At 52.8% G+C, this 24,427-nt stretch carries 18 protein-coding genes; 12 read left to right on the top strand and 6 right to left on the bottom strand.

The window, feature by feature from the left end; translation table 11 throughout:
- Positions 1 to 10 precede the first annotated feature (10 nt).
- From ACO0LL_RS10415 to ACO0LL_RS10385, 7 genes are all read left to right on the top strand, one after another.
- Complete coding sequence (locus ACO0LL_RS10415) at positions 11 to 1,684, top strand: PepSY-associated TM helix domain-containing protein (RefSeq protein ID WP_422950793.1); 1,674 nt, start codon at positions 11 to 13, stop codon at positions 1,682 to 1,684.
- Positions 1,677 to 1,988, top strand: a complete 312-nt coding sequence (locus ACO0LL_RS10410; RefSeq protein WP_422950792.1) for a DUF3325 domain-containing protein — start codon at positions 1,677 to 1,679, stop codon at positions 1,986 to 1,988. The genes ACO0LL_RS10415 and ACO0LL_RS10410 overlap by 8 nt, the downstream gene beginning before the upstream one ends.
- 141 nt (positions 1,989 to 2,129) lie before the next feature.
- Positions 2,130 to 3,212: a ligase-associated DNA damage response exonuclease gene (locus ACO0LL_RS10405; protein WP_422950791.1), complete on the top strand. Its 1,083-nt coding sequence runs from the start codon at positions 2,130 to 2,132 to the stop codon at positions 3,210 to 3,212.
- On the top strand, positions 3,205 to 4,848 hold the full coding sequence (locus ACO0LL_RS10400; protein ID WP_422950790.1) for an ATP-dependent DNA ligase: 1,644 nt from the start codon (positions 3,205 to 3,207) through the stop codon (positions 4,846 to 4,848). Before ACO0LL_RS10405 ends, ACO0LL_RS10400 begins: the two co-directional genes overlap by 8 nt.
- A complete protein-coding gene (locus ACO0LL_RS10395; RefSeq protein WP_422950789.1) occupies positions 4,832 to 7,306 on the top strand; it encodes a ligase-associated DNA damage response DEXH box helicase in 2,475 nt (824 codons plus the stop codon). Before ACO0LL_RS10400 ends, ACO0LL_RS10395 begins: the two co-directional genes overlap by 17 nt.
- Positions 7,303 to 7,953, top strand: a complete 651-nt coding sequence (gene pdeM / locus ACO0LL_RS10390) for a ligase-associated DNA damage response endonuclease PdeM (RefSeq protein WP_422950788.1) — start codon at positions 7,303 to 7,305, stop codon at positions 7,951 to 7,953. Before ACO0LL_RS10395 ends, pdeM begins: the two co-directional genes overlap by 4 nt.
- A 138-nt stretch (positions 7,954 to 8,091) precedes the next feature.
- Positions 8,092 to 9,087 (top strand): Ku protein, encoded by a 996-nt coding sequence (locus tag ACO0LL_RS10385; RefSeq protein ID WP_422950787.1) that lies wholly within the window; start codon positions 8,092 to 8,094, stop codon positions 9,085 to 9,087.
- An 85-nt stretch (positions 9,088 to 9,172) separates the two neighbouring features.
- On the opposite strand, the gene ACO0LL_RS10380 is transcribed toward ACO0LL_RS10385, so the two are convergent.
- Together ACO0LL_RS10380 and ACO0LL_RS10375 are read right to left on the bottom strand one after the other, a co-directional pair.
- Positions 9,173 to 9,349 (bottom strand): DUF3606 domain-containing protein, encoded by a 177-nt coding sequence (locus tag ACO0LL_RS10380; protein WP_422950786.1) that lies wholly within the window; start codon positions 9,347 to 9,349, stop codon positions 9,173 to 9,175.
- 39 nt (positions 9,350 to 9,388) lie between these two features.
- Complete coding sequence (locus ACO0LL_RS10375) at positions 9,389 to 9,544, bottom strand: hypothetical protein (RefSeq protein WP_422942550.1); 156 nt, start codon at positions 9,542 to 9,544, stop codon at positions 9,389 to 9,391.
- Positions 9,545 to 9,789: 245 nt separating this feature from the next.
- Between ACO0LL_RS10375 and ligD the strand changes: the two genes are divergently transcribed.
- From ligD to ACO0LL_RS10355, 4 genes are all read left to right on the top strand, one after another.
- Complete coding sequence (gene ligD / locus ACO0LL_RS10370) at positions 9,790 to 12,405, top strand: DNA ligase D (RefSeq protein ID WP_422950785.1); 2,616 nt, start codon at positions 9,790 to 9,792, stop codon at positions 12,403 to 12,405.
- Between the two features lie 39 nt (positions 12,406 to 12,444).
- The gene (locus ACO0LL_RS10365) at positions 12,445 to 14,145 is read left to right on the top strand and encodes a RecQ family ATP-dependent DNA helicase (protein ID WP_422950784.1); all 1,701 of its coding nucleotides are present in this window, start codon (positions 12,445 to 12,447) and stop codon (positions 14,143 to 14,145) included.
- A 195-nt stretch (positions 14,146 to 14,340) separates the two neighbouring features.
- Positions 14,341 to 15,639 carry an Nramp family divalent metal transporter gene (locus ACO0LL_RS10360; protein WP_422950939.1) on the top strand — a complete coding sequence of 433 codons (1,299 nt, stop codon included), beginning with the start codon at positions 14,341 to 14,343 and terminating at the stop codon, positions 15,637 to 15,639.
- A gap of 170 nt (positions 15,640 to 15,809) precedes the next feature.
- The gene (locus ACO0LL_RS10355; protein ID WP_422950783.1) at positions 15,810 to 16,016 is read left to right on the top strand and encodes a hypothetical protein; all 207 of its coding nucleotides are present in this window, start codon (positions 15,810 to 15,812) and stop codon (positions 16,014 to 16,016) included.
- 95 nt (positions 16,017 to 16,111) lie between these two features.
- Here ACO0LL_RS10355 and ACO0LL_RS10350 read toward each other — a convergent pair whose 3' ends face one another.
- The 4 genes from ACO0LL_RS10350 to ACO0LL_RS10335 are packed head-to-tail and all read right to left on the bottom strand — an operon-like array spanning position 16,112 to position 23,125.
- Positions 16,112 to 17,626 (bottom strand): efflux transporter outer membrane subunit, encoded by a 1,515-nt coding sequence (locus ACO0LL_RS10350; RefSeq protein WP_422950782.1) that lies wholly within the window; start codon positions 17,624 to 17,626, stop codon positions 16,112 to 16,114.
- An 8-nt stretch (positions 17,627 to 17,634) separates the two neighbouring features.
- A complete protein-coding gene (locus ACO0LL_RS10345) occupies positions 17,635 to 20,862 on the bottom strand; it encodes an efflux RND transporter permease subunit (protein WP_422950781.1) in 3,228 nt (1,075 codons plus the stop codon).
- Between the two features lie 51 nt (positions 20,863 to 20,913).
- On the bottom strand, positions 20,914 to 22,155 hold the full coding sequence (locus tag ACO0LL_RS10340) for an efflux RND transporter periplasmic adaptor subunit (protein ID WP_422950780.1): 1,242 nt from the start codon (positions 22,153 to 22,155) through the stop codon (positions 20,914 to 20,916).
- Between the two features lie 58 nt (positions 22,156 to 22,213).
- Entirely contained in the window at positions 22,214 to 23,125 is a 912-nt protein-coding gene (locus ACO0LL_RS10335) for an alpha/beta hydrolase (protein ID WP_422950779.1), read from the bottom strand.
- Between the two features lie 187 nt (positions 23,126 to 23,312).
- On the opposite strand from ACO0LL_RS10335, the gene ACO0LL_RS10330 reads away from it, so the two are divergent.
- Positions 23,313 to 24,344: a LysR family transcriptional regulator gene (locus tag ACO0LL_RS10330; protein ID WP_422950778.1), complete on the top strand. Its 1,032-nt coding sequence runs from the start codon at positions 23,313 to 23,315 to the stop codon at positions 24,342 to 24,344.
- The last annotated feature ends 83 nt before the right edge of the window (positions 24,345 to 24,427 follow it).

Raw genomic sequence — 24,427 nt, 5'->3', positions numbered from 1 at the left:
AGAAATCACCATGTTCCAAAATTCCCGTCTTGCACTGGCCTGGCTGCATACCTGGCTGGGCCTGCTGCTAGGCTTTGTTCTTATCGTGGTGTTTTTCTTTGGTGCGCTGTCGGTATTTGACCGTGAGATAGACCGCTGGGCGATTCCGCAATCACGCTTTGCGCCGCAACCCATGCCATCTTTTGACAAGGTGCTGCGCCCGGTTTTCGAGAGCATGCAACCCACGGCTGAGAGCATTAACTCCATGCGCGAGCGCGTCAAGGGGGCCATGCCTGAGCATTTTGATACCGTACGCCGCTGGGGTGCCTACACCACCCACCGCGATCCGGTACTGGGCATTTTCTCTGGCTATGAAATTCCCAATGCCAAAGACCCTGAAGATGCGGTCTGGGGATCGCGCACCATAGACCCGCGCAATGGCAATGCGCTGCCCGATGATCGCCTCAAAATCGGCAGCCAGTTTTTTTACCCATTGCATTACAGTCTGCACCTGAACTGGCTGAGCCTGGGCTACTGGATAGTCGGGTTCGCTGCCATGGTGATGCTGATTGCCCTGGTCAGTGGCATCGTCATGCACCGCAAGATATTCCGGGAATTGTTTACTTTCCGCGCCAAAAAACGTGGCCAGCGCCGCGTGCTGGATTTGCATAACCTGACAGGCGTGGTCGCCCTGCCCTTCCATTTTTTCTTTGCCCTGACAGGCCTGATCATTTTTGCTGGAATTTATTTCCCTGTCACCCAGACCCAGCTTGCCCCTTTGCATGAACTGCATGAAAAACTCGAAGCGCAGGAAACTGGCCTGCCGCAGCATCGCTCTGGCATTGTGGCTCCACTGGCGTCAGTAGATGCCATGATGGCCGAGGCGCAACGCCGCTGGGCCGCCCGTGGCATGGCAGGCGAGATCGGCTTCCTGGCGCTACAGCATGTCGGTGACAGCAATGGCTATGTCAGTGTTTACCGGGCCGGCACAGACCGCATTGCCCTCACTGGCGAAGGCATACACTTCAAGGCATCGACAGGTACCGTCTTGCGTGAAGATCCGCCGCAAACTGCGGTAGCTACCGTCAATGAATTTCTGACTGGCCTGCACCTGCAACATTTCCGCCACTGGCTGTTACGCTGGCTGTATGTATTTGGTGGACTGTCAGGTTGCGTCTGCATTGCCACAGGTTTTATCTTCTTCGTTGAAAAACGCAAACTGCAACATGCCAAACAGGGCAGCCAGGGTGTGCGCATTGTCGATGCGCTGGCAGTGACCACGGTAACGGGCACCTTGCTTGCCACCCTGGGCATGCTGACAGCCAACCGGCTGCTGCCAGACCAGCTACCTGCCGGCTGGCCCGCACGCGGCGATCTTGAACAATACCTGTTCTGGGCGAGCTGGGTATTGGCTATGGTACATGCCTTCTGGCGTTCTGCCCCGGTCGCCAAAGCTGGCATTTCACCAGCATGGCAGGAACAATGCTGGGCAATAGCAGCAATGGCGGTGAGCACTGTCTTGCTGAACTGGATCACGACAGGTGATCACCTGTTGCGTACCCTCGGCAATACTTACTGGCCTGTGGCCGGTATCGATCTGTTCATATTGGCCAGCGCTACCGTGGCAGTGATGGCTGCCCGTAACCTGAGGCAAAGGGCAAGCAGTACAGCATCTGCATCAAACAAGGAAACTGTCCATGCCTGATACCCTGTTCTTGATTGCCGCCCTGGCTGCCAGTGTGGCGGGCATGGGATGGCTGGCGCTGGCCATGGAAGTGCACTGGGAACAGGTACGCGGTACTCTTCCCCAATCGCCCCAGTTGGTCACACGGCTACGTTGTCTCGGTGCAGTGGGCTTGTTTGCCTCACTGCTACTTTGCCTGAAAGTCGATCATGCATCCATGGCAGCTCTGGTATGGATTATGGCAGTCGCGTTTGCAGCCATCAGCACAGCCTTTACCCTGACTTGGCGACCGCACTGGTTGCGGGTGCTGGTATTCTGGTCATAAATCACTCCTGAGGGCCACCTCTTCCCATAAAGTACGCTGTCGCACAGAGACACCAATATATCTCTGCCATCATCAATTCAACTTACAATAGCCCCATCAGCAGGCGGGCTATCAATTGAATGGAAATGCAAGGGGAAACTCGTGGGTGATCTGGGGCGTGATCTGGTTGTTAACCGTAAGGAAGGCCTGTATTGCGTGCCGGGTGATTTCTACATCGACCCCTGGCGCCCGGTACCGCGTGCCATCATCACCCATGCGCACTCTGACCATGCCAGGATAGGGAACGAACACTATCTGACGGCAGCGGCTGGTGTCGGCGTGATGAAATCGAGACTGGGTGATATCAGCATAGAAGGGCTGGAATACGGCGAGCAGCGCGTGCACAATGGCGTGACGATCTCCCTGCACCCTGCCGGACATGTGCTGGGTTCTGCCCAGGTCAGGATGGAATACAAGGGTGAAGTGTGGGTGGCCTCTGGCGACTACAAGGTAGAGGCAGACGGCACCTGCGCCCCTTTTGAATCTGTCGCCTGTCACACCTTCATTACCGAATCCACCTTTGGCCTGCCCATCTACCGCTGGCAGGCCCAGCAAAGTATTTTTGACGACATCAATCAGTGGTGGCGCAATAATGCCGCGCAGGGCAGGACCAGCGTGCTGCTGTCTTATTCATTCGGCAAGGCACAACGTATTTTGCATGGGCTCGATGCCAGCATAGGCAGCATTATCTGCCATGGTGCAGTCGAACCGCTGAACCATGCTTACCGCGAAGCGGGCATACGCTTGCCAGCAACAAAAATGGTCAGCGATGTCAACGACAAGAATGAGCTCAAACAGGCAATTGTCATCGCCCCGCCTTCTGCTGGCAATTCGCCATGGATAAAACGCTTTGGCGATTTCAGCGATGCCTTTGCCAGCGGCTGGATGCAGTTGCGGGGCGCACGGCGCAGGCGTGGCGTGGACAGGGGCTTTGTGCTGTCTGACCATGCCGACTGGCCGGGCCTGATGCAGGCGATCAATGCAACGGGTGCCTCACGCATTATCGTCACCCATGGATCAATACCCGTCATGGTGCGTTATTTGCAGCAACAAGGCTTGCAGGCATCTGGCTTTGATACTGAATACGGGGATGAAGACGAAGCCTCTGCAACAGTTGCTGTAGAGGCAGCAGTAGCGGGAACAGAAACGGGAACAGAAAAACCCAAAGAAGGCGATCATGCGTGAATTCGCCCAGCTCTACGCCCAACTGGATGAAACCACATCCACCAACCGCAAGCTTGATGCTTTGAAAACGTATTTCAGCCAATCACCACCTGAGGATGCGGCATGGGCAGTGTATTTTCTGGCGGGCGGCAAACCACGTCAGGCAGTACCGAGCAAACTGCTGCGACAGTTTGCCATGGAATATGCCAACATCGAAGAATGGCTGTTTGAAGAATGCTATCAGGCGGTAGGCGACCTGTCGGAAACCATCGCCCATGTCTTGCCACCACCTGTACGGCAAGCCCATGTTGGCCTGGCAAACTGGATGCTGGAAAGAATCGCCCCTCTGCGTGGCGCAACACCAGAGCTGATACGCAACGCCCTGTTTTCTTTTTGGGATGAACTGGCCACACCCGAACGTTTTTTGCTGGGAAAACTGATAGGCGGCGGCTTTCGGGTAGGCGTATCGAAACTGCTGGTCACGCGCGCACTTGGCGATGTCGCCAAAGTCGATAACAAGCTGATCGCACAAAGGCTCATGGGCTGGACAGATGGCCGTGTGGCGCCAACAGCAGATGGCTTCATGAAACTGATAGCCCCCCAGTCAGACCAGGAACATAGTTTGCGTGGCGGCCAGCCTTACCCATTTTTCCTGGCGCATCAGTTATCCGCTGCGCCAGAATCCCTGGGCGACATCACTAACTGGCAGGCAGAATGGAAATACGATGGCATACGTGCGCAACTGCTGCGCCGTGACAACCAGACATATCTGTGGTCGCGTGGCGAAGACCTGATTACTGAACGTTTCCCGGAAATAGCCGCTGTCCCCCTGCCAAATGGCACCGCCATTGATGGTGAAATCCTGGTGTGGACTGAAGACCGCCCTGCCCCGTTTGCTGATTTACAAAAACGCATAGGCCGCAAGAGCCTCACTACAAAACTCTTGTCCGAGCTGCCAGCCGTGCTGGTGGCCTATGATTTGCTGGAGCTGGAACAAGCTGACTTGCGCCATCTGCCACAACATGAACGACGTGCCCTGCTGGAAAAATTGGTTACCAGCGTCAACAACCCCACGCTCAGGATTTCCCCCGTCTTACAAAAACCGGACTGGCAGGACTTGGCCCTGCTACGCCAGAACTCCCGTGCACTGGGTGTCGAGGGCATGATGCTCAAGGCTGTCAATGCCCAGTATGGCGTGGGCCGCACCAAGGATGTAGGCACATGGTGGAAATGGAAGATCGATCCTTATTCCATCGACGCAGTACTGATCTACGCCCAGAGCGGCCATGGGCGTCGCGCATCGCTGTATACCGACTATACTTTTGCAGTGTGGGATGAAGATGCCAGCGGCAAACGTATACTCGTGCCTTTTGCCAAAGCGTATTCCGGCCTGACGGATGCAGAAATCGCCCAGGTTGATGCCGTGATCCGCAAGACCACCATAGAAAAATTTGGCCCGGTACGTAGCGTCAAACCCAGCATGGTGTTTGAAATAGGCTTTGAAGGTATCTCGCTTTCCACGCGGCACAAGGCTGGCATTGCAGTACGTTTCCCACGCATACTACGGCGACGTGAAGACAAGCAGATAGAAGAAGCCAATACCCTGGATGACTTGAAAAATTTACTGGCTGGCAAAACGCATGAGCTTGGCAACTAAGGCAGTCAAAGACTGGTTTGCTGCAAAGGGATGGAAAATTTTTCCCTTCCAGCGCGAAGTCTGGAAAGCAGCGCATGCCGGCCAGTCTGGCATATTGCATGCGAGTACAGGCTCAGGTAAGACTTATGCCGTCTGGTTTGCTGCGCTGTTGCGGGCCATGGAAAGAAAGCCGAATAAAAGAAGCACAGCAGGTCTCAGGGTATTGTGGATCACGCCCATGCGGGCGCTGGCAGCAGATACCTTGCGTGCCTTGCAAGAGCCCCTGACTGAGTTGCCAGATGAGTTATTGCCGCGATGGAGCATAGGCGCACGCACCGGTGATACCGGCTCTGCCGAGCGTGCGCGTCAGGCCAAGGCCTTGCCTGCGACCCTGATCACCACACCAGAAAGCCTGTCGCTGATGCTCAGCAAGAACGATGCCCATGCCCAGTTTGCTCAACTGGACATGATCATCGTCGATGAGTGGCATGAATTGATGGGTAACAAGCGTGGCGTACAAACCCAACTGGCCATCGCCAGGCTGAAGGCATGGAATCCACAATTGCTGGTCTGGGGTTTGTCGGCAACCCTGGGCAACCTGGAACAGGCACGCGATGCCTTGCTGGGTGTCGGCAATGGCTTGCTGGTACAGGGTCAGATCCAGAAGAAGATCAAGGTCGATACGCTGATACCAGCGAACCCCTCACGCTTCCCCTGGGCCGGTCATCTGGGCCTGCAAATGCTGCCCGCGGTTGCCGCAGAAATTGACAAACATCAAAGTACCCTGGTATTTACCAATACCCGCTCACAGGCAGAAATCTGGTACCAGAACCTGCTGGAAGCGCGCCCAGACTGGGCGGGCGTCATCGCCCTGCATCATGGTTCGCTGGACAAGCAGGTACGGGACTGGGTTGAGCAAGGCCTGAAAGCGGGACAATTAAAAGCCGTGGTGTGTACATCCAGCCTGGACCTGGGCGTGGATTTTTTGCCGGTGGAACGGGTACTGCAAATCGGCAGCGCACGCGGCGTCGCGCGCCTCATGCAAAGAGCCGGGCGCAGTGGCCATGCACCCGGACGCGTATCACGGGTAACCCTGGTGCCCACGCATACGCTGGAATTGCTCGAAGCTGCAGGTGCCAAACAGGCCGTTGCCCTGCGCCAGATAGAAGCCCGCCAGGTACCTGACAAGCCACTCGACGTGCTGGTGCAGCATGTGGTGACGGTGGCGCTGGGTGGCGGCTTTCGTTCGCAAGACCTGTATGCAGAAGTCAGGGCGGCATATTCCTACCGCAATCTGAGTCTTGATGAATGGCAATGGGTGCTCGATTTTGTCGCCCGCGGTGGGCAGAGCCTGATTGCCTATCCTGAATACCATAAAGTGGTTGAAGGTGAAGACGGCATCTATCGCGTGCCAGATCCCGCCATAGGCCGCAGGCACCGCATGTGCATAGGTACCATCGTTTCTGAAGCATCGATCAGCGTTAAATTCATCAGCGGCAGCCGCATAGGCACGATAGAAGAATCTTTTATCTCGCGCCTGAAAAAGGGCGATCACTTTTTGTTTGGCGGCAGGATACTGGAGTTTATCCGCGTCTATGAAATGACTGCCTATGTCAAACGTGCCGTGGGTAAAAAGGGAACCATACCGCGCTGGCAAGGCGGTAAAATGCCTTTATCTTCTGAACTGGCCCATGCAGCGCTGGAGCAACTGCGTCTCGCCGCCAGGCAGGAATTTGATGGCCCTGAAATGAAAGCGCTGAAACCCTTGCTCGACATACAGCAACGCTGGTCTGCCCTGCCAACGCCAGAGATACTCTTGATAGAAACCATGCAAAGCCGCGAAGGCTTTCACCTGTTCATGTATCCGTTTGAAGGGCGCGCCGTGCATGCGGGCCTGGCTGCGCTATTGGCCTACCGCATGGCAAAGCACCAGGCAAATACTTTTTCGATAGGCTTTAATGATTATGGCTTTGAGTTGCTGGCGCCGCAGTCCACAGACTGGGCTTTACTGTTTAATGCAGAATCAGGCAAAGAGACCGCCCTGTTCAGCACCGACATGCTGCTGGAAGATGTCTTGCTGAGCCTGAATGCGACTGAACTGTCGCAGCGACGCTTTCGCGAAATTGCCCGCATCGCGGGCCTGGTATTCCAGGGCTACCCTGGCCAGCCAAAATCCAACCGCCAGTTACAGGCATCATCAAGTTTGTTTTTTGAAGTATTTCGCAAGCATGATGCTGAAAATTTGTTGCTGACCCAGGCCCAGCGTGAAGTGCTGGAGCAGGAACTGGAACTGACACGCCTGCGCCAGACCTTGCAGCAGCTACAGCAAAAACAAATTGTCTTGCGTCAAATAGCCAGACCCACGCCGTTTGCCTTCCCGCTCATGGTGGAACTGTTCCGCGAAAAACTCAGTACAGAAAAACTTTCGGACCGTATCGCCCGTATGGTGCGTGAGCTTGAAAAGGCGGCGCAATCATGATGGCACTGGAACTTGAGGTCGCAGGTGAAATGCTCATGCTGTTGCCACAGAAAGCCATGTACTGGCCCAGCAATTCAACACTGATCATTGCCGATATTCACTTTGGCAAGGCTGCCACATTCCGCCGCCTGGGTGTGCCAGTGCCGCATGGCACGACAGCACAAAATCTTGAACTACTGGATGAGCTGATGATGCTCTACCCGACCCAGCACATTATTTTTCTGGGGGATTTTTTGCATGCGCCTGATATTTCAGCAGCCACGCTACAAAGCCTGCTCAACTGGCGCACTAGCCATCCCGCACTTGAAATGACACTGGTACGTGGCAACCATGATTTGCGGGCGGGCGACCCGCCGCAGGAATTAGGCATCCATATCGTCAATGAACCTTTCCGCAGCGGGCCATACGCCTTTTGCCATTATCCTGATATTGAAAGCGACGGTTATGTGCTGGCCGGCCATGTGCACCCGTCTTTTCATTTGTATGGCAAACGTGATTCGCTGCGCTTGCCCTGCTTTGTCGTCGGTGAACGGCGCACGATACTGCCTGCCTTCGGCGCTTTTACCGGCACCTACACCATGTCCCCGCAAGTGGGAGAGCAGATATTTATTATTGCAGACGACAGGGTCATGAAAATTGGCAATTGAATTATTTCCCCTTATTGCAGCATATTCCTACACGATTTTCATTATGTTCTGACATTTTTTATACAGGATGAAGCGCAATATGGAGAGTGAATACTAGAACTCATTTAACAGAAAAAATATCATCCAGCAGGAGTCAACATGGCACACGCAATATGGAAAGGTGCGATCAGCTTTGGTCTGGTCCATATCCCGGTAGAGCTTTTTTCAGCAGTGGCAGACAATGCTCTTGATCTGACCATGCTGGACAAGCGTGATTTTTCTCCTATTGGTTTCCGTCGCTATAACAAGGCAAGCGGCAAAGAGGTCAAATGGGAAGATATCGTCAAGGGCTATGAATACAAGCCGGATGAATATGTCGTGCTGTCAGATGAAGACTTGAAACAGGCCAATGTAAAAGCAACGCAGACTATTGATATCCAGTCTTTTGTCGATGCCAGTGAAGTGCCACTGACTTATTATGAACAGCCGTATTTCCTGGTGCCTGACCGGGGCGGCGACAAGGTATATGCCCTGTTACGGGAAACCCTGCGCAAGGCAGACAAGGTGGCGATTGCCGAAGTGGTGATCCGCACCAAACAGCATCTGTGCGCCTTGCTGACCATAGATGATGCGATCGTCCTCAATACCTTGCGTTACAGCGATGAAATACGCGATACAGGTGAATTGAAATTGCCCGCCAAGAGTGCAAAGACTGCGGGCATTTCTGACAAGGAAATTGCCATGGCCATGTCATTGGTGGATGGCATGACAGAAGCATGGAATCCCTCACAATACCATGATACCTACCGCGAAGATGTACTGGCACTGGTCAAGAAAAAAGTGAAGGCCAGACAAACCAAGACCATCACCATGCCGGAAGCGGAAACAGAAGAAAAACCACGCAGTGCGCAGGTGTATGACCTGGTTGGTTTGCTGCAACAAAGTCTGGGTAAAAAACCTGCCGCTAAAGCCACAAAAATCACAGCCAAGTCCAAATCCAAAACCACGGCTGACAAATCCAGCGAACCTGTACCTATCCGCAAAAAAGCCGCTGCAGTTGTCAGCAAAAGCAAGGCAAAACCCGTAACAAAAACGAGCAAAACCGCAGCAGTCAAAGCCAAGGCTGCAGCACCCAGACAAAGACGCAGCGCCTGATATCCGACAAACAGGCATTGTGAAAATTTAACAGCCTGGCGAGTATCAAAGATACTGCCAGGCTGTTTAAATTTGTTGTTACAAACTAATGCTGCAAATGCTTTTCTACTGCAACAGCACTGGTGCCCACTTCTTGCACGGCAGTGACCAGTTCATCTTTGGTACAGTCAAATTTCCTGGTCCAGTAAGCGACCTCCCAGGGTTCACTCACGTTCACCCTTGAAGCGTCTTGCGGACCACGGTTTTGCAGATTGTCGGCCATGTCAGCCTCCTTGATTTGTTGTTGGCAGCAACACCATGGTTATGGTGCTGGCTGGCCTTTTACTGCGTTACGGTATTTAGCCTTGGCGGCCAGCTTCTTTTCTGCCTCTGCGGCGACATTGGTACGCTTGATGTCGCGTTTTTCCTGTTTGCCACGGTGTTGTGCTTCATCTTTATTGCCTATGCGTTTTGTCATTACTTTCTCCTGATAAATAATTTAATGATGTCAAGCATCCAGAACAGCAGATGCTGTGAGATGCCACAGTAGCCAATGCACTCAGGCTTGTATGTAGGACGATAAACGAAGCAGATGTAGGATAGCTAGGCTTGTTCCTACATGCTTGTCATCACCTAGCTGATAGCCCGTCTGTCTTCTTGAATTTATGCTCTGCCCTATCACATTTGATCAATACATATGTATTTCACGGCAGAAAGTTCATCATGGCAAAACCAGACGCGCTGCAAAAATATAAATCCAAGCGCGATTTTTCCATTACATCAGAACCTGCGGAAGGTGGCACGCCTAACGAAAAGGCGCGGGCTTTTGTTATCCAGAAACACTGGGCCAGCAGCCTGCATTATGACTTTCGTATAGAGCTCGATGGCACCATGAAAAGCTGGGCCGTACCGCGCGGCCCAAGTTTTGATACGCACGACAAGCGCATGGCGGTACATGTCGAAGATCATCCTATTTCCTATAACACTTTTGAGGGGACTATCCCGGCCAGGCAATATGGTGCGGGCAAGGTCATCATCTGGGACAAGGGTTATTGGAAACCCCTGGGCGATGCGCGCCAAGGCTATGAAAACGGCAATCTTAAGTTTGAACTGTTTGGTCACAAGCTGCGTGGCAAATGGGCACTGATCAAAATGCGCAATGTCAAAGGCAAGCAGGAAGCCTGGTTGCTGATCAAGGAAAAAGATGAGTTCGTCCGCCCTGCCAGTGAATTCAGTGTTGTTGATGAACAGGCAGAGAGTGTCAAGGCGCTGGGTATGCCTGCCATGGAAGACGATGAATCGAATACGGGAACAGCAGAAACAGAAACTGAAAAAAAAGAAGCCAGCACCAGCGGGCCGCCTGCACTGGCAAAAGCAGCGAAGTTACCAGCGGACCTCAAGCCCCAGCTTGCCACACTGGTCAGCGGCACACCAGCGAATGTGGGTGAATGGCTGTTTGAAATAAAATTTGACGGTTACCGCCTGTTAAGTCGTGTAGAAAACGGCACCATACAATTGTTCACCCGCAACCAGAATGACTGGACAACAAAGCTGCCACGCCTGCACAAGGAGTTGCTCGGCATGAATTTACCCGATGGCTGGTATGACGGTGAAATCGTGGTACTCAATGACGATGGCAAACCAGACTTTGGCGCACTGCAACTGGCTTTCGATGAAAACAATACCAGGGCCATTCATTATTTTATCTTCGACTTGCCCTACTGTGCCGGTCACGATCTGCGCGATGTACCCTTGTGGGAAAGGCGTCAGGTGCTGGAACGCATCATGCAAAGGCAGACGTCTGAACTGGTGCGCTTCAGCGGCATATTCGACCATGATCCTGGCGAGATTGTCGCTGCGGCTTGCCAGATGGGCCTGGAAGGCGTCATTGGAAAACTGAAATCATCGACTTATGTATCAAGGCGCAGCGACGACTGGATCAAACTGAAATGCGCACAGCGCCAAGAATTTGTCATCGGCGGTTTTACCGAACCGCAAGGTTCACGCATAGGCTTAGGTTCATTATTGCTCGGTGTCTATGCCAAAGACGGCAAGCTGCACTATGCTGGCAATGTCGGTACTGGCTTCAATGACATAAGCCTCAAAGCCTTGCGTAAACAACTTGATGGCCTGGTAAGTGAACAACGTCCGTTCGCTAGCAATACCGGCATAGACAGCAAATCACACTGGGTCAGGCCTGAGCTGGTTGCCGAAGTCAGTTTTGGGGAGTGGACCAGCGCCGGGCATATCCGGCATTCGGTCTTCCAAGGTTTGAGGGCAGATAAACCAGCCAGTTCCATCGTGCGCGAGCAAGCGATAAGTCCTGCACATGCAGCATCAGCAGATAAAACACGGCCCGGCAAATGGCAAAGAATCAGGAATGCAGCAAAACCAGATAAAGAAGCGACAGCCAAGGCTAGTAGCAATGCAGAGGTGCATGAGAGCCTGCCAGCAGACTTCAAGATCACCCATCCTGCACGCATCATGGATGAAGAAAGCGGCACCACCAAGCTGCAACTGGTGCGTTACTATGCCTTGATTGCCCCCTTGATGATGGAACACCTGAAAGACCGGCCACTGGCACTGGTGCGCGCCCCTGCCGGCGTCAGTGGTGAATTATTTTTCCAGAAACATGCCGATACCCGGACCCTGCCCGGCGTCAGCCAGACCCGCGATAATTTACTGCCAGGTCATCCTGGCCTGCTGGTGATCAAGAAACCGGAAGGCCTGATTTACTCAGCCCAGTGGAACACTGTAGAAGTGCATACCATGAATGCTACTGCGGCTTCATTCGATAAGCCAGACCGCATGGTGTTTGACCTTGATCCTGGCGAAGGTGTGGACTGGAAATCAGTGCAGGAAGCAGCCCGTTTGATGCAGGCCATGCTGGTGGAGCTTGAATTGCTGCCATTTTTAAAAACCAGTGGTGGCAAAGGCTTGCATGTCGTGGTGCCCATCAAGAAACGCTATGACTGGAACACCGTCAAGGATTTTTCTGAAGCCATTGTGACTCATATGGCCAATACCATCCCCGAGCGCTTTGTTGCAAAAAGCGGCCTTAAAAACCGTGTGGGGAAAATATTCATCGATTATCTGCGCAATGGCCTTGGTGCAACCACTGCCTGCGCCTGGTCAGCACGTGCCAGGCCGGGGATGGGTATATCCGTGCCAGTCACCTGGGAAGAACTGGACAAACTTCATGGCGGTAATCACTGGACAGTGCATACCGTCCATGAACGCCTGGATGCGGGAAATGAGCCCTGGAAAGATTATGCAGACTCTGCCAGGCCACTCACAGCCAGTATGAAAAAACTGGGGTTTAAAGTTGCGAGTAAATAATGTTCCCTTCTTCTGTCTCACTCACATTTAAAGTCATCCATGTCAACAACATCACCTAAATTCGCTGCCCATAAGAAGAAACAGGTCCACAGCCTGCTGCACGAGGTATTTGGCATTACCAAATTTCGCAATGGCCAACAGGCTGTGATAGACAGCGTGCTGGAAGGACGGGATACGCTGGCGATCATGCCGACGGGAAGCGGAAAATCGCTTTGTTACCAAATCCCTGCGGCAATTTTGAGTGGTGTGACCATCGTCGTCTCGCCGCTGATTTCACTGATGAAAGACCAGTTGGAAAAACTGACAGAGCTGGGCATGCATGCCAGCCAGCTCAACAGCAGCCTCACTCATGCTGAAGAACAGGCTGCGCTGAATGACATTGCCAGCGGCAACAGCAAGATCATATTTTGTACGCCAGAGCGTCTGACGTCGCCAGATTTTTTGCAGTTGCTGACAACGATCAACATTGCCCTGGTAGTCATTGATGAAGCACATTGCATTTCGCAATGGGGCCATGATTTTCGTCCTGCCTATCTTGAACTGGCAGCGGCGATCCGCAGCCTGCACCGACCTCCCATACTTGCACTGACGGCCACCGCAACGGAAGACATCATTGCAGATATGGAAAAACAACTGGGTATGATCAAACCCCGTGTCATCAACACCGGCATCTACCGTAAAAACCTGCGGTATCGCGTCATACAGACCACCAATGAAGAAGAAAAATTGGCGCTGGTTACACGAATGATCAGGGAAAGCAAGGGCGCAGGCATCATCTATGGTACGACGGTCAAGGCAGTCAATGCTTTATATGAACACTTGCAACAATGTGACGAAAGTGTCGCCTGCTACCATGGAAAACTGTCTGCCACTGAACGCAAACAAAACCAGGAATTATTCATGAGTGGTGCCTGCCGCCTGATGGTGGCGACCAATGCCTTTGGCATGGGCATAGATAAGAGCGATATACGCTTTGTCATTCATTTGCAGGTACCTGCCTGTCTGGAAACCTATTATCAGGAATCAGGCCGTGCCGGTCGCGATGGCTTGCCGGCAGATTGCACCTTGCTTTATTTCCAGGACGATAAACGCGTACAGCAATTCTTCCTGACAAAAAACTATCCTGAGGCACACGAATTGCAAACGCTTTCTCAGCAGTTAGAAGAAATGAGCGTACAAAAACCAAGTCTGTCGTTTGCAGACATCAAGGGCATACTGAGCGATATGCCAGCAAGCAAATTGAAAATCAGCCTCAAGCTGCTCAAGGATGGTGGCGTGCTGCGGCAGGATCGTAAATTGAACTATTTGATTAAGCCGAGGCAGATTAAGCAGGAAATATTTTCTGAATTGAGTGCAACTTACCAGCAAAAGCAGGACGCAAGCCGCGTCGCGTTGGAAAAAATGGTGGCCTATGCGCAAAGCGGATTTTGCCGCTGGAAATTATTGCTGGATTATTTTGACGATGATCATGACTTCAAACAATGCTGCCAGTGCGATAACTGCCTGTCTCCACCGACAGCCAAGGCTGAAGACAATAGTACGCTGGAAATTCTCATTCCTCCTGTGCATACACTAAAAGAACATAAAGAACTCATCTCCACTTTTGAAGTGGGATCACAGGTCAGGTTGAAAAAATTCGAGGTCGGCACTGTCATTGCAGTGGAAGGTGAGCAGGTCACGGTGGAATTTCCACAAAACCTGGTGAAAACCTTTTTGCGGGAATTCGTCATGCCAGCATGAACAAACTTCCAAACTGTAGATAGCGACTTCTCCTACATCAGCAGGCGCTTGAAACTGACTGCATCTGTCTGGAGCAGGATTTATCATGCAAGATGAATATGATTGGAAAAACGATGAGTTCAGATAAAAATCAAATTCACAAATCAAATCCGGTGCATGACGCATACAGAAAAAAAAGAGATAAGAAAGCTTATGATGCCACCAGCAGAAACAGTTGAGACCACAGCAGCGCTGGCAGACAATAATAACAAGGACTCCGTCCTGTCCAAGCTGGGACCTGGCCTGATCACGGGCGCAGCTGACGATGACCCCAGCGGCATAGCCACGTATTCACAGGCTGGCGCGCAGTTCGGTTTCAACATGTTGTGGACAATATTGCTGACTTATCCGCTGATGTGCGGCATACAAATAGTCAGCGCACGCATAGGCAGGGTCAGCGGCCACGGGCTTGCCACCAACATCGCACGGCATTATCCAAAATGGCTGCTGTACTTCATAGTTGGCTCTTTGCTGGTCGCCAACTGCATCAATATCGGTGCCGATCTGGCTGCCATGGGTGAAGCCACCAAGCTGCTTCTGGGCGGTCAGGCGAAATGGTATGCCATTGTTTTTGGCCTGATATCCATCGTGTTGCAGGTGTGCATACCCTATCAGCATTATGTACGGGTATTGAAATGGCTGACACTGGCCTTGCTGGCCTATGTGGCAACAGTATTCGTGGTACGCATCCCTTGGGGCCAGGTAGTAGCAAGCACTGTCATGCCACATATTTCAATGAAAGCTGAATATCTGACGATGATCGTCGCTGTATTTGGTACCACCATCAGCCCTTACCTGTTTTTCTGGCAAGCCTCACAGGAGGTCGAAGAATTGCGCGCAAAGCCGGAAGAAACCGCATTATTGAAAGCACCCTTGCAGGCGATCAGAAGTTTAAAGCGTATCAATATAGATACCTTTATCGGTATGGGGTTTTCCAATATTGTCGCATTCTTTATCATGCTGACCACTGCAGTGACTTTGCACATGCATGGGCAAACCGATATACAGTCCTCGGCGCAGGCAGCGGCGGCATTGAAACCTATCGCAGGTGAATTTGCCTTCCTGCTATTCAGCCTCGGCATTATCGGTACAGGTTTGCTGGCTATTCCTGTGCTGGCCGGTTCTTCTGCCTACGCCATTGCAGGCAGTTTCAAATGGAAAAACAGTCTTGAGCATACTGCTACCCAAGCGAGAGAATTTTACGCGGTGATTGCAGTGTCAACCGTCATCGGTGTCATTCTCAGTCTCAGTAATGTTGATCCTATCAAGGCCTTGTTCTGGAGTGCGGTGATCAACGGCGTCATCTCTGTGCCTGTCATGGTCGTCATGATGTTGATGGCAGCCAAGCCTGCCGTAATGGGGCAATTTGTTATTTCTCGCCGCTTAAAAATCCTCGGGTGGCTGGCTACAGCAATGATGGGCGCGGCAGTTGTTGCGATGGCATTCACCCTTTAAGTAGATTGAGTGGATTGCATAGGCAAAATACCATTCAGGCAAGAATGAAAAGGCGATCTCTTACAAGCATTGGCATCACTGTCTGATGGATAACAGACCCCGGGACGTCTAAGCTACAGTTAGCAAGACGTATTTCAGGACAAATCCAAATAAGCTAAATGGAGCTCAAAATGATTATAGTTAAAAGCGTAGGAAAAGGCATTTTGCGAGCGACCGTCCGCCTGGAAACAGTAGAATATGGCAACGGTTGGACATTAGGCGTAGAGATCAATGGCATCATGGTGCATCACCCTGACAAGGATTTATACCAGACTGAGCAGGATGCGCTGATTGCAGGCGATGAAGTTGTCGATGCGATGGTGCCGACACTACATTGATGATGAAAAAACAGCGTACTTCTCGAAAGAAATACGCTGTGGAAACCAGAACTTGTTCTGGGAGGGTAGAAATCTTCTTTATCTTTAGTTGATCTTTAGTTGGCTACTGCAAGACTAAGCCTAGGATCAATGGCCGATGGTGTCGTTAGCACCACTGGAGCAGAATTACGTGCATCCCAGCCACCACCAATAGCCCGTATCAAACTCACTGCCGACCTGGCACGCGCACCATCGAGTTGAGCAGCGATGCGCTGTTGCTGCAATACTGTTCGGTCAGCATCAATCACATTGAGGTAACTGACCGAACCTTCGCGGTATTGCACATGCGAGAGTTTCGCTGCCCGCTCTGCCGCCTGCACCGCATTATCTTGCGCCTGGGTCTGGTCGCGCAAGATGCGCAAGTCAGCCAGGTTGTCTTCGACTTCCCTGAAGGCATTCAGCACAGTCTGGCGATAATTGGCGACATCTTCTTCATAGACTGCGCCTGCCTTGTCCACACTGGCCTGACGACGCCCACCATCAAACAGAGGCATGGACAACAAAGGCCCGAGCAGGAAGGTGCGGCTGCTCCAGTTCAGCAAGTCACCCAGGCTGGCTGACGCATAACCGGCTGAGCCTGTGATATCCAGCCGGGGGAAAAAGGCTGAGCGGGCCACACCGATGCGTGCATTGGCGGCAGCCATGCTGCGTTCTGCTGCGGCAATATCAGGCCTGCGTTCCAGCAAGTCTGATGGCAAACCTGCCGGGATATTGACAGCAATGCGTGACAAGGGCCTTGGGGAGAAATTGAATTCTGCCGGTGTCTTGCCCAGCAAGACTGCCAGCGCATGTTCAGCTACCGCACGGCTACGTGCCAGGCCCAGCGATTCTGATTGTGCCGTTGCCAGTTCAGCCTTGGCACGTGCGAGATCAAGTTCGCTGATATCACCTTCATTAAAACGGGTTTGCACCAGCTTCAGGGTTTTTGAACGCAACTCTACCGTGGCGGCATATAAAGCCTGTTCTGCATCCAGCTCCCGCAACAAAAAATAAGCCTGTGCCACATCGGCTTGCAAGGCCAGTTGCACGGACTGGAACAGGGCTTCAGTCTTTTGCGTATCTGCCGTTGCCGCATCTATGCTGGAAGCCACACGGCCAAATAGATCCAGTTCATACGAGGCACCCAGCTGGGCATTGTAGGTCGTGGAAGTCGGCATCCTGGTATTGTCAGGCAAACCCTGGGACGCCGGTGCGGCACGCCCACGGCTGGCACCCAGGCCCGCGTTCACTTGCGGGAACAGGCCAGCACGCGCATCCTGGCGCAAGGCGCGGGATTGCTTCAGACGGGCAGCAGCCGCTTTGAGGTTCTGGTTGGCCGCCATTGCCTGAACCTCCATCTCGTTGAGACTGTCGTCTGCAAAGATTTTCCACCAGTCGCCACGGGCGACTTCTTCTGCAGGTTGCGCTTCTTTCCAGTTGCTCAAGTTGCTGCTTGCCTGCACTTCTTTATAGGCAGCGGGAGTTGTCACTTCTGCCTTCTGATAAGTCGGTGCGACTGAACAACCAGCCAGCACCAGCAATAACATCAACAGGGATGAAGCAGACTTCAGGGGTTTGATTGTATTCATCATCATGCCTCTCAAACTTTAACTACGCTATGTGCGTGGCCATGATCGTGCTCATGATCGTGACCATGTGCTACGGCAGGCGCTTCATGCACTACCGCAGAATGCAGCTTGCGGCCACCTGCAAGAGTACGCAGCAATACATAAAATACCGGTGTCAGGAACAAGCCAAACAGGGTCACACCCAGCATGCCAAAGAACACCGCCACACCCATCGCATGACGCATCTCGGAACCTGGGCCGCTGGAAATCACCAGTGGCACCACACCCATGATGAAGGCGATGGAGGTCATCAGGATAGGACGCAGACGCAAGCGGCTGGCATCTATCGCTGCCTGCAAAGGCGTGCTGCCCTGCAGTTCAAGCTCCCGCGCAAATTCCACAATCAGAATCGCATTCTTGGCCGATAGCCCCACCAGTACCATGAGACCTATCTGGGTGAAGATATTGTTATCACCACCTGTCAGCCAGACGCCAGTCAAGGCCGCCAATAAACTCATGGGCACGATCATGATGACTGCCAGAGGCAAGGTCAGGCTTTCATACTGCGCTGCTAATACCAGGAACACCAGCAAGACACTGATAGGGAATACCCAGACACCGGCATTACCAGCCAAAATCTGTTGGTAAGTCAGGTCTGTCCATTCAAACTTGATACCGGCAGGCAGGGTCTTTGCAGCAATACGTTCTGCCGCAGCCTGCGCCTGGTTGGATGAATAACCGGGAGCTGGACCACCATTGATATCTGCCGCTGTATAGCCGTTATAACGCACCACCATTTCAGGACCAAAGCTTGGTGTCACCTTGACGAGAGAAGACAACGGCACCATTTCACCAGCCGTATTGCGGGTTTTCAGTTGCAGGATATCTTCAGGCTTGGCACGGTAAGGCGCATCTGCCTGGGCACGTACCTGATACACACGGCCAAAGCGGTTGAAATCATTCACATACAAAGAACCAAGATAAATCTGCATGGTGTCAAATACATCAGTCACCGGCACACCCAGTTGCTTGGCCTTGACGCGATCAAGGTTGACATCCAGTTGTGGCACATTGATCTGGTAGCTTGAGAACATAGGGCCCAGTTCTGGTGCTGTTTTGGCAGCAGCAATAAAGGCCTGTGTTGCGGCGTCCAGTTCAGCATAGCCTAATGCTCCCTTGTCTTCGATCTGCATCTTGAAACCGCCAACTGTGCCCAGACCCATGACAGGTGGTGGCGGGAAGACGGCGATGAAAGCATCCTTGATGCCGAAATACTTCTGGTTCAGCTTGCCCGCAATCGCATTGGCAGAAAGCTCGGCACTGCGGCGTTCTTCAAACGGCTTCAGCGTCACAAAAACAATACCAGCGCTGGAGCTATTGGTGAAGCCATTGATGGACAAACCAGGGAAGGCAACTGCGCTTTCCACACCCGGTTCTTTGAGCGCGATGGCAGACATGTCGCGAATGACTTTTTCAGTACGATCCAGCGTTGCGCCATTCGGCAATTGCGTAAAGCTGATCAGGTATTGCTTGTCTTGCCCAGGCACAAAACCACCCGGCACGATATAGGAAATACCCACGGCTGCCGCCAGCAATACCACATACACCACCATGCTGGATGCCTTGCGCGAGATCACGCCAGCCACACCCTTGGAATACTTTTCAGAACCGCGATTGAACATGCGGTTGAAGGCATCGAAGAAGCGGCCAAACAGCCGGTTCATGACTTTGGTCAGCCAGTCCGGTTTTTCATCATGTCCTTTGAGCAGAATGGCTGCCAGGGCTGGTGACAAGGTCAGCGAGTTGAAGGCCGAGATCACAGTAGATATCGCAATCGTCATCGCAAACTGTTTGTAGAACTGCCCGGTCAGACCTGTCATGAAGGCCAGTGGTACAAACACCGCAACCAGCGTCAGGGCGATAGCGATAATAGGGCCGCTGACTTCACGCATGGCGCGGTAAGTCGCTTCTTTCGGTGACAGGCCAGCCGAGATATTTCTCTCTACATTCTCTACCACCACAATCGCATCATCGACGACGATACCGATGGCCAGCACCATGCCAAACAGTGACAAGGCATTGATGGAATAGCCAAAGCCCAGCATCAGCGAAAAAGTACCGACGATGGATACCGGCACTGCCAGCAGCGGGATCAGCGAAGCACGCCAGGTTTGCAAAAACACGATGACCACCAGCACGACCAGGGCAATCGCTTCCAGCAAGGTCTCGACTACCGCATGGATACTCGAACGCACGAATTGCGTAGGGTCATACACGATCTTGTATTGCACCGAGCTTGGAAAGTCTGCCGACAATTCTTTCATCGCCGCACGTACCTGGTCAGACACGTCTAGCGCATTGGCGCCAGGTGCCTGGAAGATAGGTATCGCTACTGCCGGTTTATTGTCAAGCAGCGAACGCAAGCCATATTCAGAAGCATCCAGCTCTATGCGCGCCACGTCCGCCAGGCGGGTGACTGCACCATCGGCAGAAGTCTTGAGTATGATCTCGGCAAATTCTGCTTCTGATTTCAAACGGCCTTGCGCATTCACATTGAATTGCAAAGGCGTGCCAGGCACATTCGGTGATGCACCAATGACACCCGCCGCCACCTGCACGTTTTGCTCGCGTATGGAATTCACGACATCAGATGCAGTCAGACCACGCTGCGCGACTTTTTGCGGGTCCAGCCAGACGCGCATGGCGTAATTGCCAGAGCCAAACAAGCCCACTTCACCGACACCCTTGATACGCGCCAGACGATCTTTGACATTCAGCACGGCATAGTTGCGCAGGTAGGTCATGTCATAACGGTCATCCGGTGAAATCAAATGCACGACCATGGTCAGTGCAGGTGAACTCTTGATCGTCGTCACCCCCAGGCGTTGCACATCAGCAGGCAGGCGTGGCAAGGCTTGCGAAACACGGTTCTGCACCAGTTGCTGCGCCTTGTCAGGGTCTACACCGAGCTTGAAGTTGACAGTCACCGTCAGGTTGCCGTCACTGTTTGCCTGTGACTGCATGTACAGCATGTTTTCCACGCCGTTGATGGATTCTTCCAGCGGAGAAGCCACGGTTTCTGCAATCACCTTGGGGTTGGCACCGGGATATTGCGCCCGCACCACGACGGAAGGCGGCACCACCTCGGGATATTCCGAGATGGGCAACTGGAACATGGCCAGCGCACCGGCCAGCAAGATAATTACCGACAGCACCCCGGCGAAGATGGGGCGGTCGATAAAGAATTTTGAGATATTCATGATATTTTTCTATCTGCGTTTATATTTGAGTACGCGACATGTATGTGACGTTTAAGACTTGTTAGCAGCAGTTTTTTCTGTTGCAGCACTGGTGTCAGGATTTGCCGGAACAACCGCGACTTTACTCATAGGCACCATGTTTGGTGTGATGGCGTCCCCTGGTCGTGTACGTTGCAGGCCATTGACGACAATGCGTTCACCGACCTTGAGACCAGATTCCACAATCAGCATATCTTCCTGCCTGGTACCGAGGCGTACTTCGCGGTAAGCAGTGTGATTGTCCTTATCGACTGCCAGCACGAAGCGTTTGCTTTGATCAGTGCCCACGGCTTTTTCATCTATCATCAGGGCTGCATGCGGTGCACCGCCACCGAGGCGTACGCGGGCATACAGGCCAGGCAAGAGCAAACCATCCTGGTTTTCAAACACGGCACGTACACGTACAGTTCCTGAGGAAGTATCCACACGGTTGTCGATGGAAACCACCTTGCCCTGACGCGAATAACCGTCTTCATTGGCCAGACCCAGGAAGACTGGCACCTGGGTATTTTTCGCCTGTGCCGGGTTCACGTATTTCAAGAAACTTTGCTCATCCACGTCAAAGGATGCATACACTTGCGAAACGGATACCAGCGTACTCAAAGGCGGCGAACTGGCACCGACTGCAATGACGTTGCCTACAGTGACCTCGGCCCGCGAGATACGGCCAGCAACCGGTGCGGTGATCTGGGTATATTCAAGATTGAGTCTGGCTGTTTTCAATGCTGCCTGCGCTGCCAGCACATTGGCCGCTGCTTCACGCGATGCATTTTGTTTTTCTTCAAAGTCACGGCGGGCGATGGCGTTTTCACCGAGCAGTCTCTCACCGCGGGCCACGTCAGAACTGGTGTAGGCTGCGCGTGCTTCTGCTGCTGCCAGTTGCGCCTGGAAGCGTGCTACTTCAGCCGCATACGGGCGTGGGTCTATGGTGAACAGCAAATCACCCTTTTTGACCAGGCTGCCATCCTTGAAATGCACGGCAGTCAAGGTACCGCCAACCAGGGGGCGTATTTCTACCCTATCGACGGCTTCGAGTTTGCCAGAATAATTTTGCCAATCGACGATATTGCGGCTGACGACTTCAGCGACATCAACCGTCGTTGCTGGCGGCGCAGCCTTGGGGGCATCATTGGCTTCGACATTAATAGCGCCTATGGTGCCAGCAGCGGCAATCAACAGGACAACGGCGGCGCTGATGGCTATGGATTTACGGCTAGGAGCTGTTGATATAGTGGAGCTGGTAGATTCAGACATGATATTCCTCGTGGATGTAGTATGTAAGTTACTGAGTTCTTGAGAGTCTTTTGTTTTGTCAGACATTTTGTTTTTCCTCCAGGGATACGAAAGCAGATGTGTTCAAATCATTGGGAACTGCAAGGCGGCGGCGTAAAAAATCCGCCACTTCCACCAGCACCGGCTGATGCTCGGGCAATGAGGCATGCTTGATACCGGCAAAGCGGGCGACCTGTACTGGCACGCCAACGGTGATCAGGGCTGCCGCATATTTTTCTGCCTCCACATGCAGGACATCATGTTCAGCAGTAGCGATAAAGGCGGGGGATAAACCACCCAGGCGGCTGGATTCCAGCGGCGCAGCGTACGGGTGCAGGCGCTGCAAGGAGCGCGGCAGGTATTGGCCATAGCAATGCGCGCATTCTTGCGGGGTCAGGTCAGATTCCAGCTTCTTGGCGTCGCCGAGGCGTGTCATGCTGGGGTCCAGCATCGGACCTATCAGTGCTTGCGCCAAAATCGGCGGGGCATTGCGGTCACGTGCTATCAGTGTCAGGCAAGTCGCCAGGTTGCCACCGGCATCGTCACCGGCTACTGCCAGGCGGCTGGCGTCAGCCTTGATGCTGGCGGCGTTCTTGATGGCCCACAGCATGGCGGTGTAAGCATCTTCCGGCGCTGCCGGAAAAGGCTTGGCCGGTGCAAGTGAATAGCCCACGGACAAGACGATGACATTGCTGTTACGTGCGATGAAGCGCGCCGGTACATCGGCATCATTCAAGGAACCACTGATAAAACCGCCGCCATGGAAATACAGCACCACCGGCAAAACCGCATTGCCCTGAGGGCGATACAGGCGCACAGGAATGACACCCAGTGGGCCAGGGATAAGGAAATTATCTATCTGCAAAGATGGCTCAGCCGTCTTTGTGGTCTTCTTTCTTTTTTTATCAGAAATACCGGGTTTAGTGAGGATTGTTGCTGTTTCGTCCATCATATTGTCGCCAATCGCGCCAGAGCTTAGTGAATGGACCGAATAGTAGGCGCGATGCGCTTCTGGATAAACGCCTATAATCCAACATGACTATTCCGTCAGGCCGACTAATTAAGCATCAGATTAGGTTTATACTTCGTTCAGACGAATAGTCCTTGACTATGCCAACCAGTTATTCAGGAGTACCGCGATGGACCGCTTTCAGGCAATGCAAGTCTTTACCCGTGTGGTGGACAGCAATAGTTTTACCCGCGCCGCCGACAATCTCGGCTTGCCGCGTACCACCGTCACGACCATCATCCAGAACCTGGAAAGCCTGTTGCAGGTACGCCTGCTGAACCGCACCACCCGCCGCCTGAGCCTGACGCCAGACGGCGCGGCCTACTATGAGCGCTGCGTACGCATATTGGCTGACGTCGATGAAACTGAATCCTCATTCCAGAACGTGGCGCGCGGCCCCAAGGGGCAACTTCGTATAGACGTGCCAACCTCGATAGGCAGGCTGATCCTGCTACCGCAAGTCTGTGAATTTTATTCGCGCTATCCTGATATCAAACTGGTCATGGGCATGGGTGACCGCATGGTCGATATGGTGCAGGAAGCGGTTGACTGCGTGATCAGGGTAGGAGAGTTGCAGGATTCCAGTATGGTGGCCCGCCGCATAGGCACTTTCCAGAGCATCACCTGCGCAGCGCCCGATTATCTCGATACCCATGGTGAGCCACAGAGCCTGGAAGACTTGCAGCACCATCAGGCTGTGCATTATTTTTCCAGCCGCACTGGTCGCAACCTTGACTGGGATTTTGTTGTCGATGGCAAGACCGTGGATGTCACGGTCAATGGCAAGATATCCGTCAATGATTCTGAAGCTTATATCGATTGCGCCGTCAAGGGTTTTGGCCTGATACAGGCACCACGCTTCATGCTGATGCCGCATCTGCAATCCGGCGCATTGCGCGAAGTATTGCCGCAATGGACACCCGCCCCTATGCCCATCTCGGTGGTCTATCTGGCTAACCGTCATCTGTCACCGAAAGTGCGCGCCTTTGTCGATTGGGTGGCAGAACTGTTCCCGCGTTGCCCTTTGTTCAGTGGCCGCGATGCAGAATTGCTTAACGGTACGGGTGAATGTGCTTTCGCTGGCAAACCTGAGCAACGCCCGGCCTACAATACTTTGCGCTCCGTCATCGAGCAAAAGAATATTGCGGAAAGTGTATTTTAAGTAGCTACCCTGCTTGCATGAGTTGATTTGAAGCAATATCATTTTGGCAAAATTAAATTTACAACAAATAATGTATTTCAATT

Origin of the sequence: Undibacterium sp. TC4M20W (genome assembly GCF_049340245.1) — a bacterium.
Classification (GTDB): Bacteria; Pseudomonadota; Gammaproteobacteria; order Burkholderiales; family Burkholderiaceae_D; genus Undibacterium.
The sequence above is the reverse complement of the archived record's forward strand: the minus strand, read 5'-3'. Positions and strand labels throughout refer to the sequence as shown.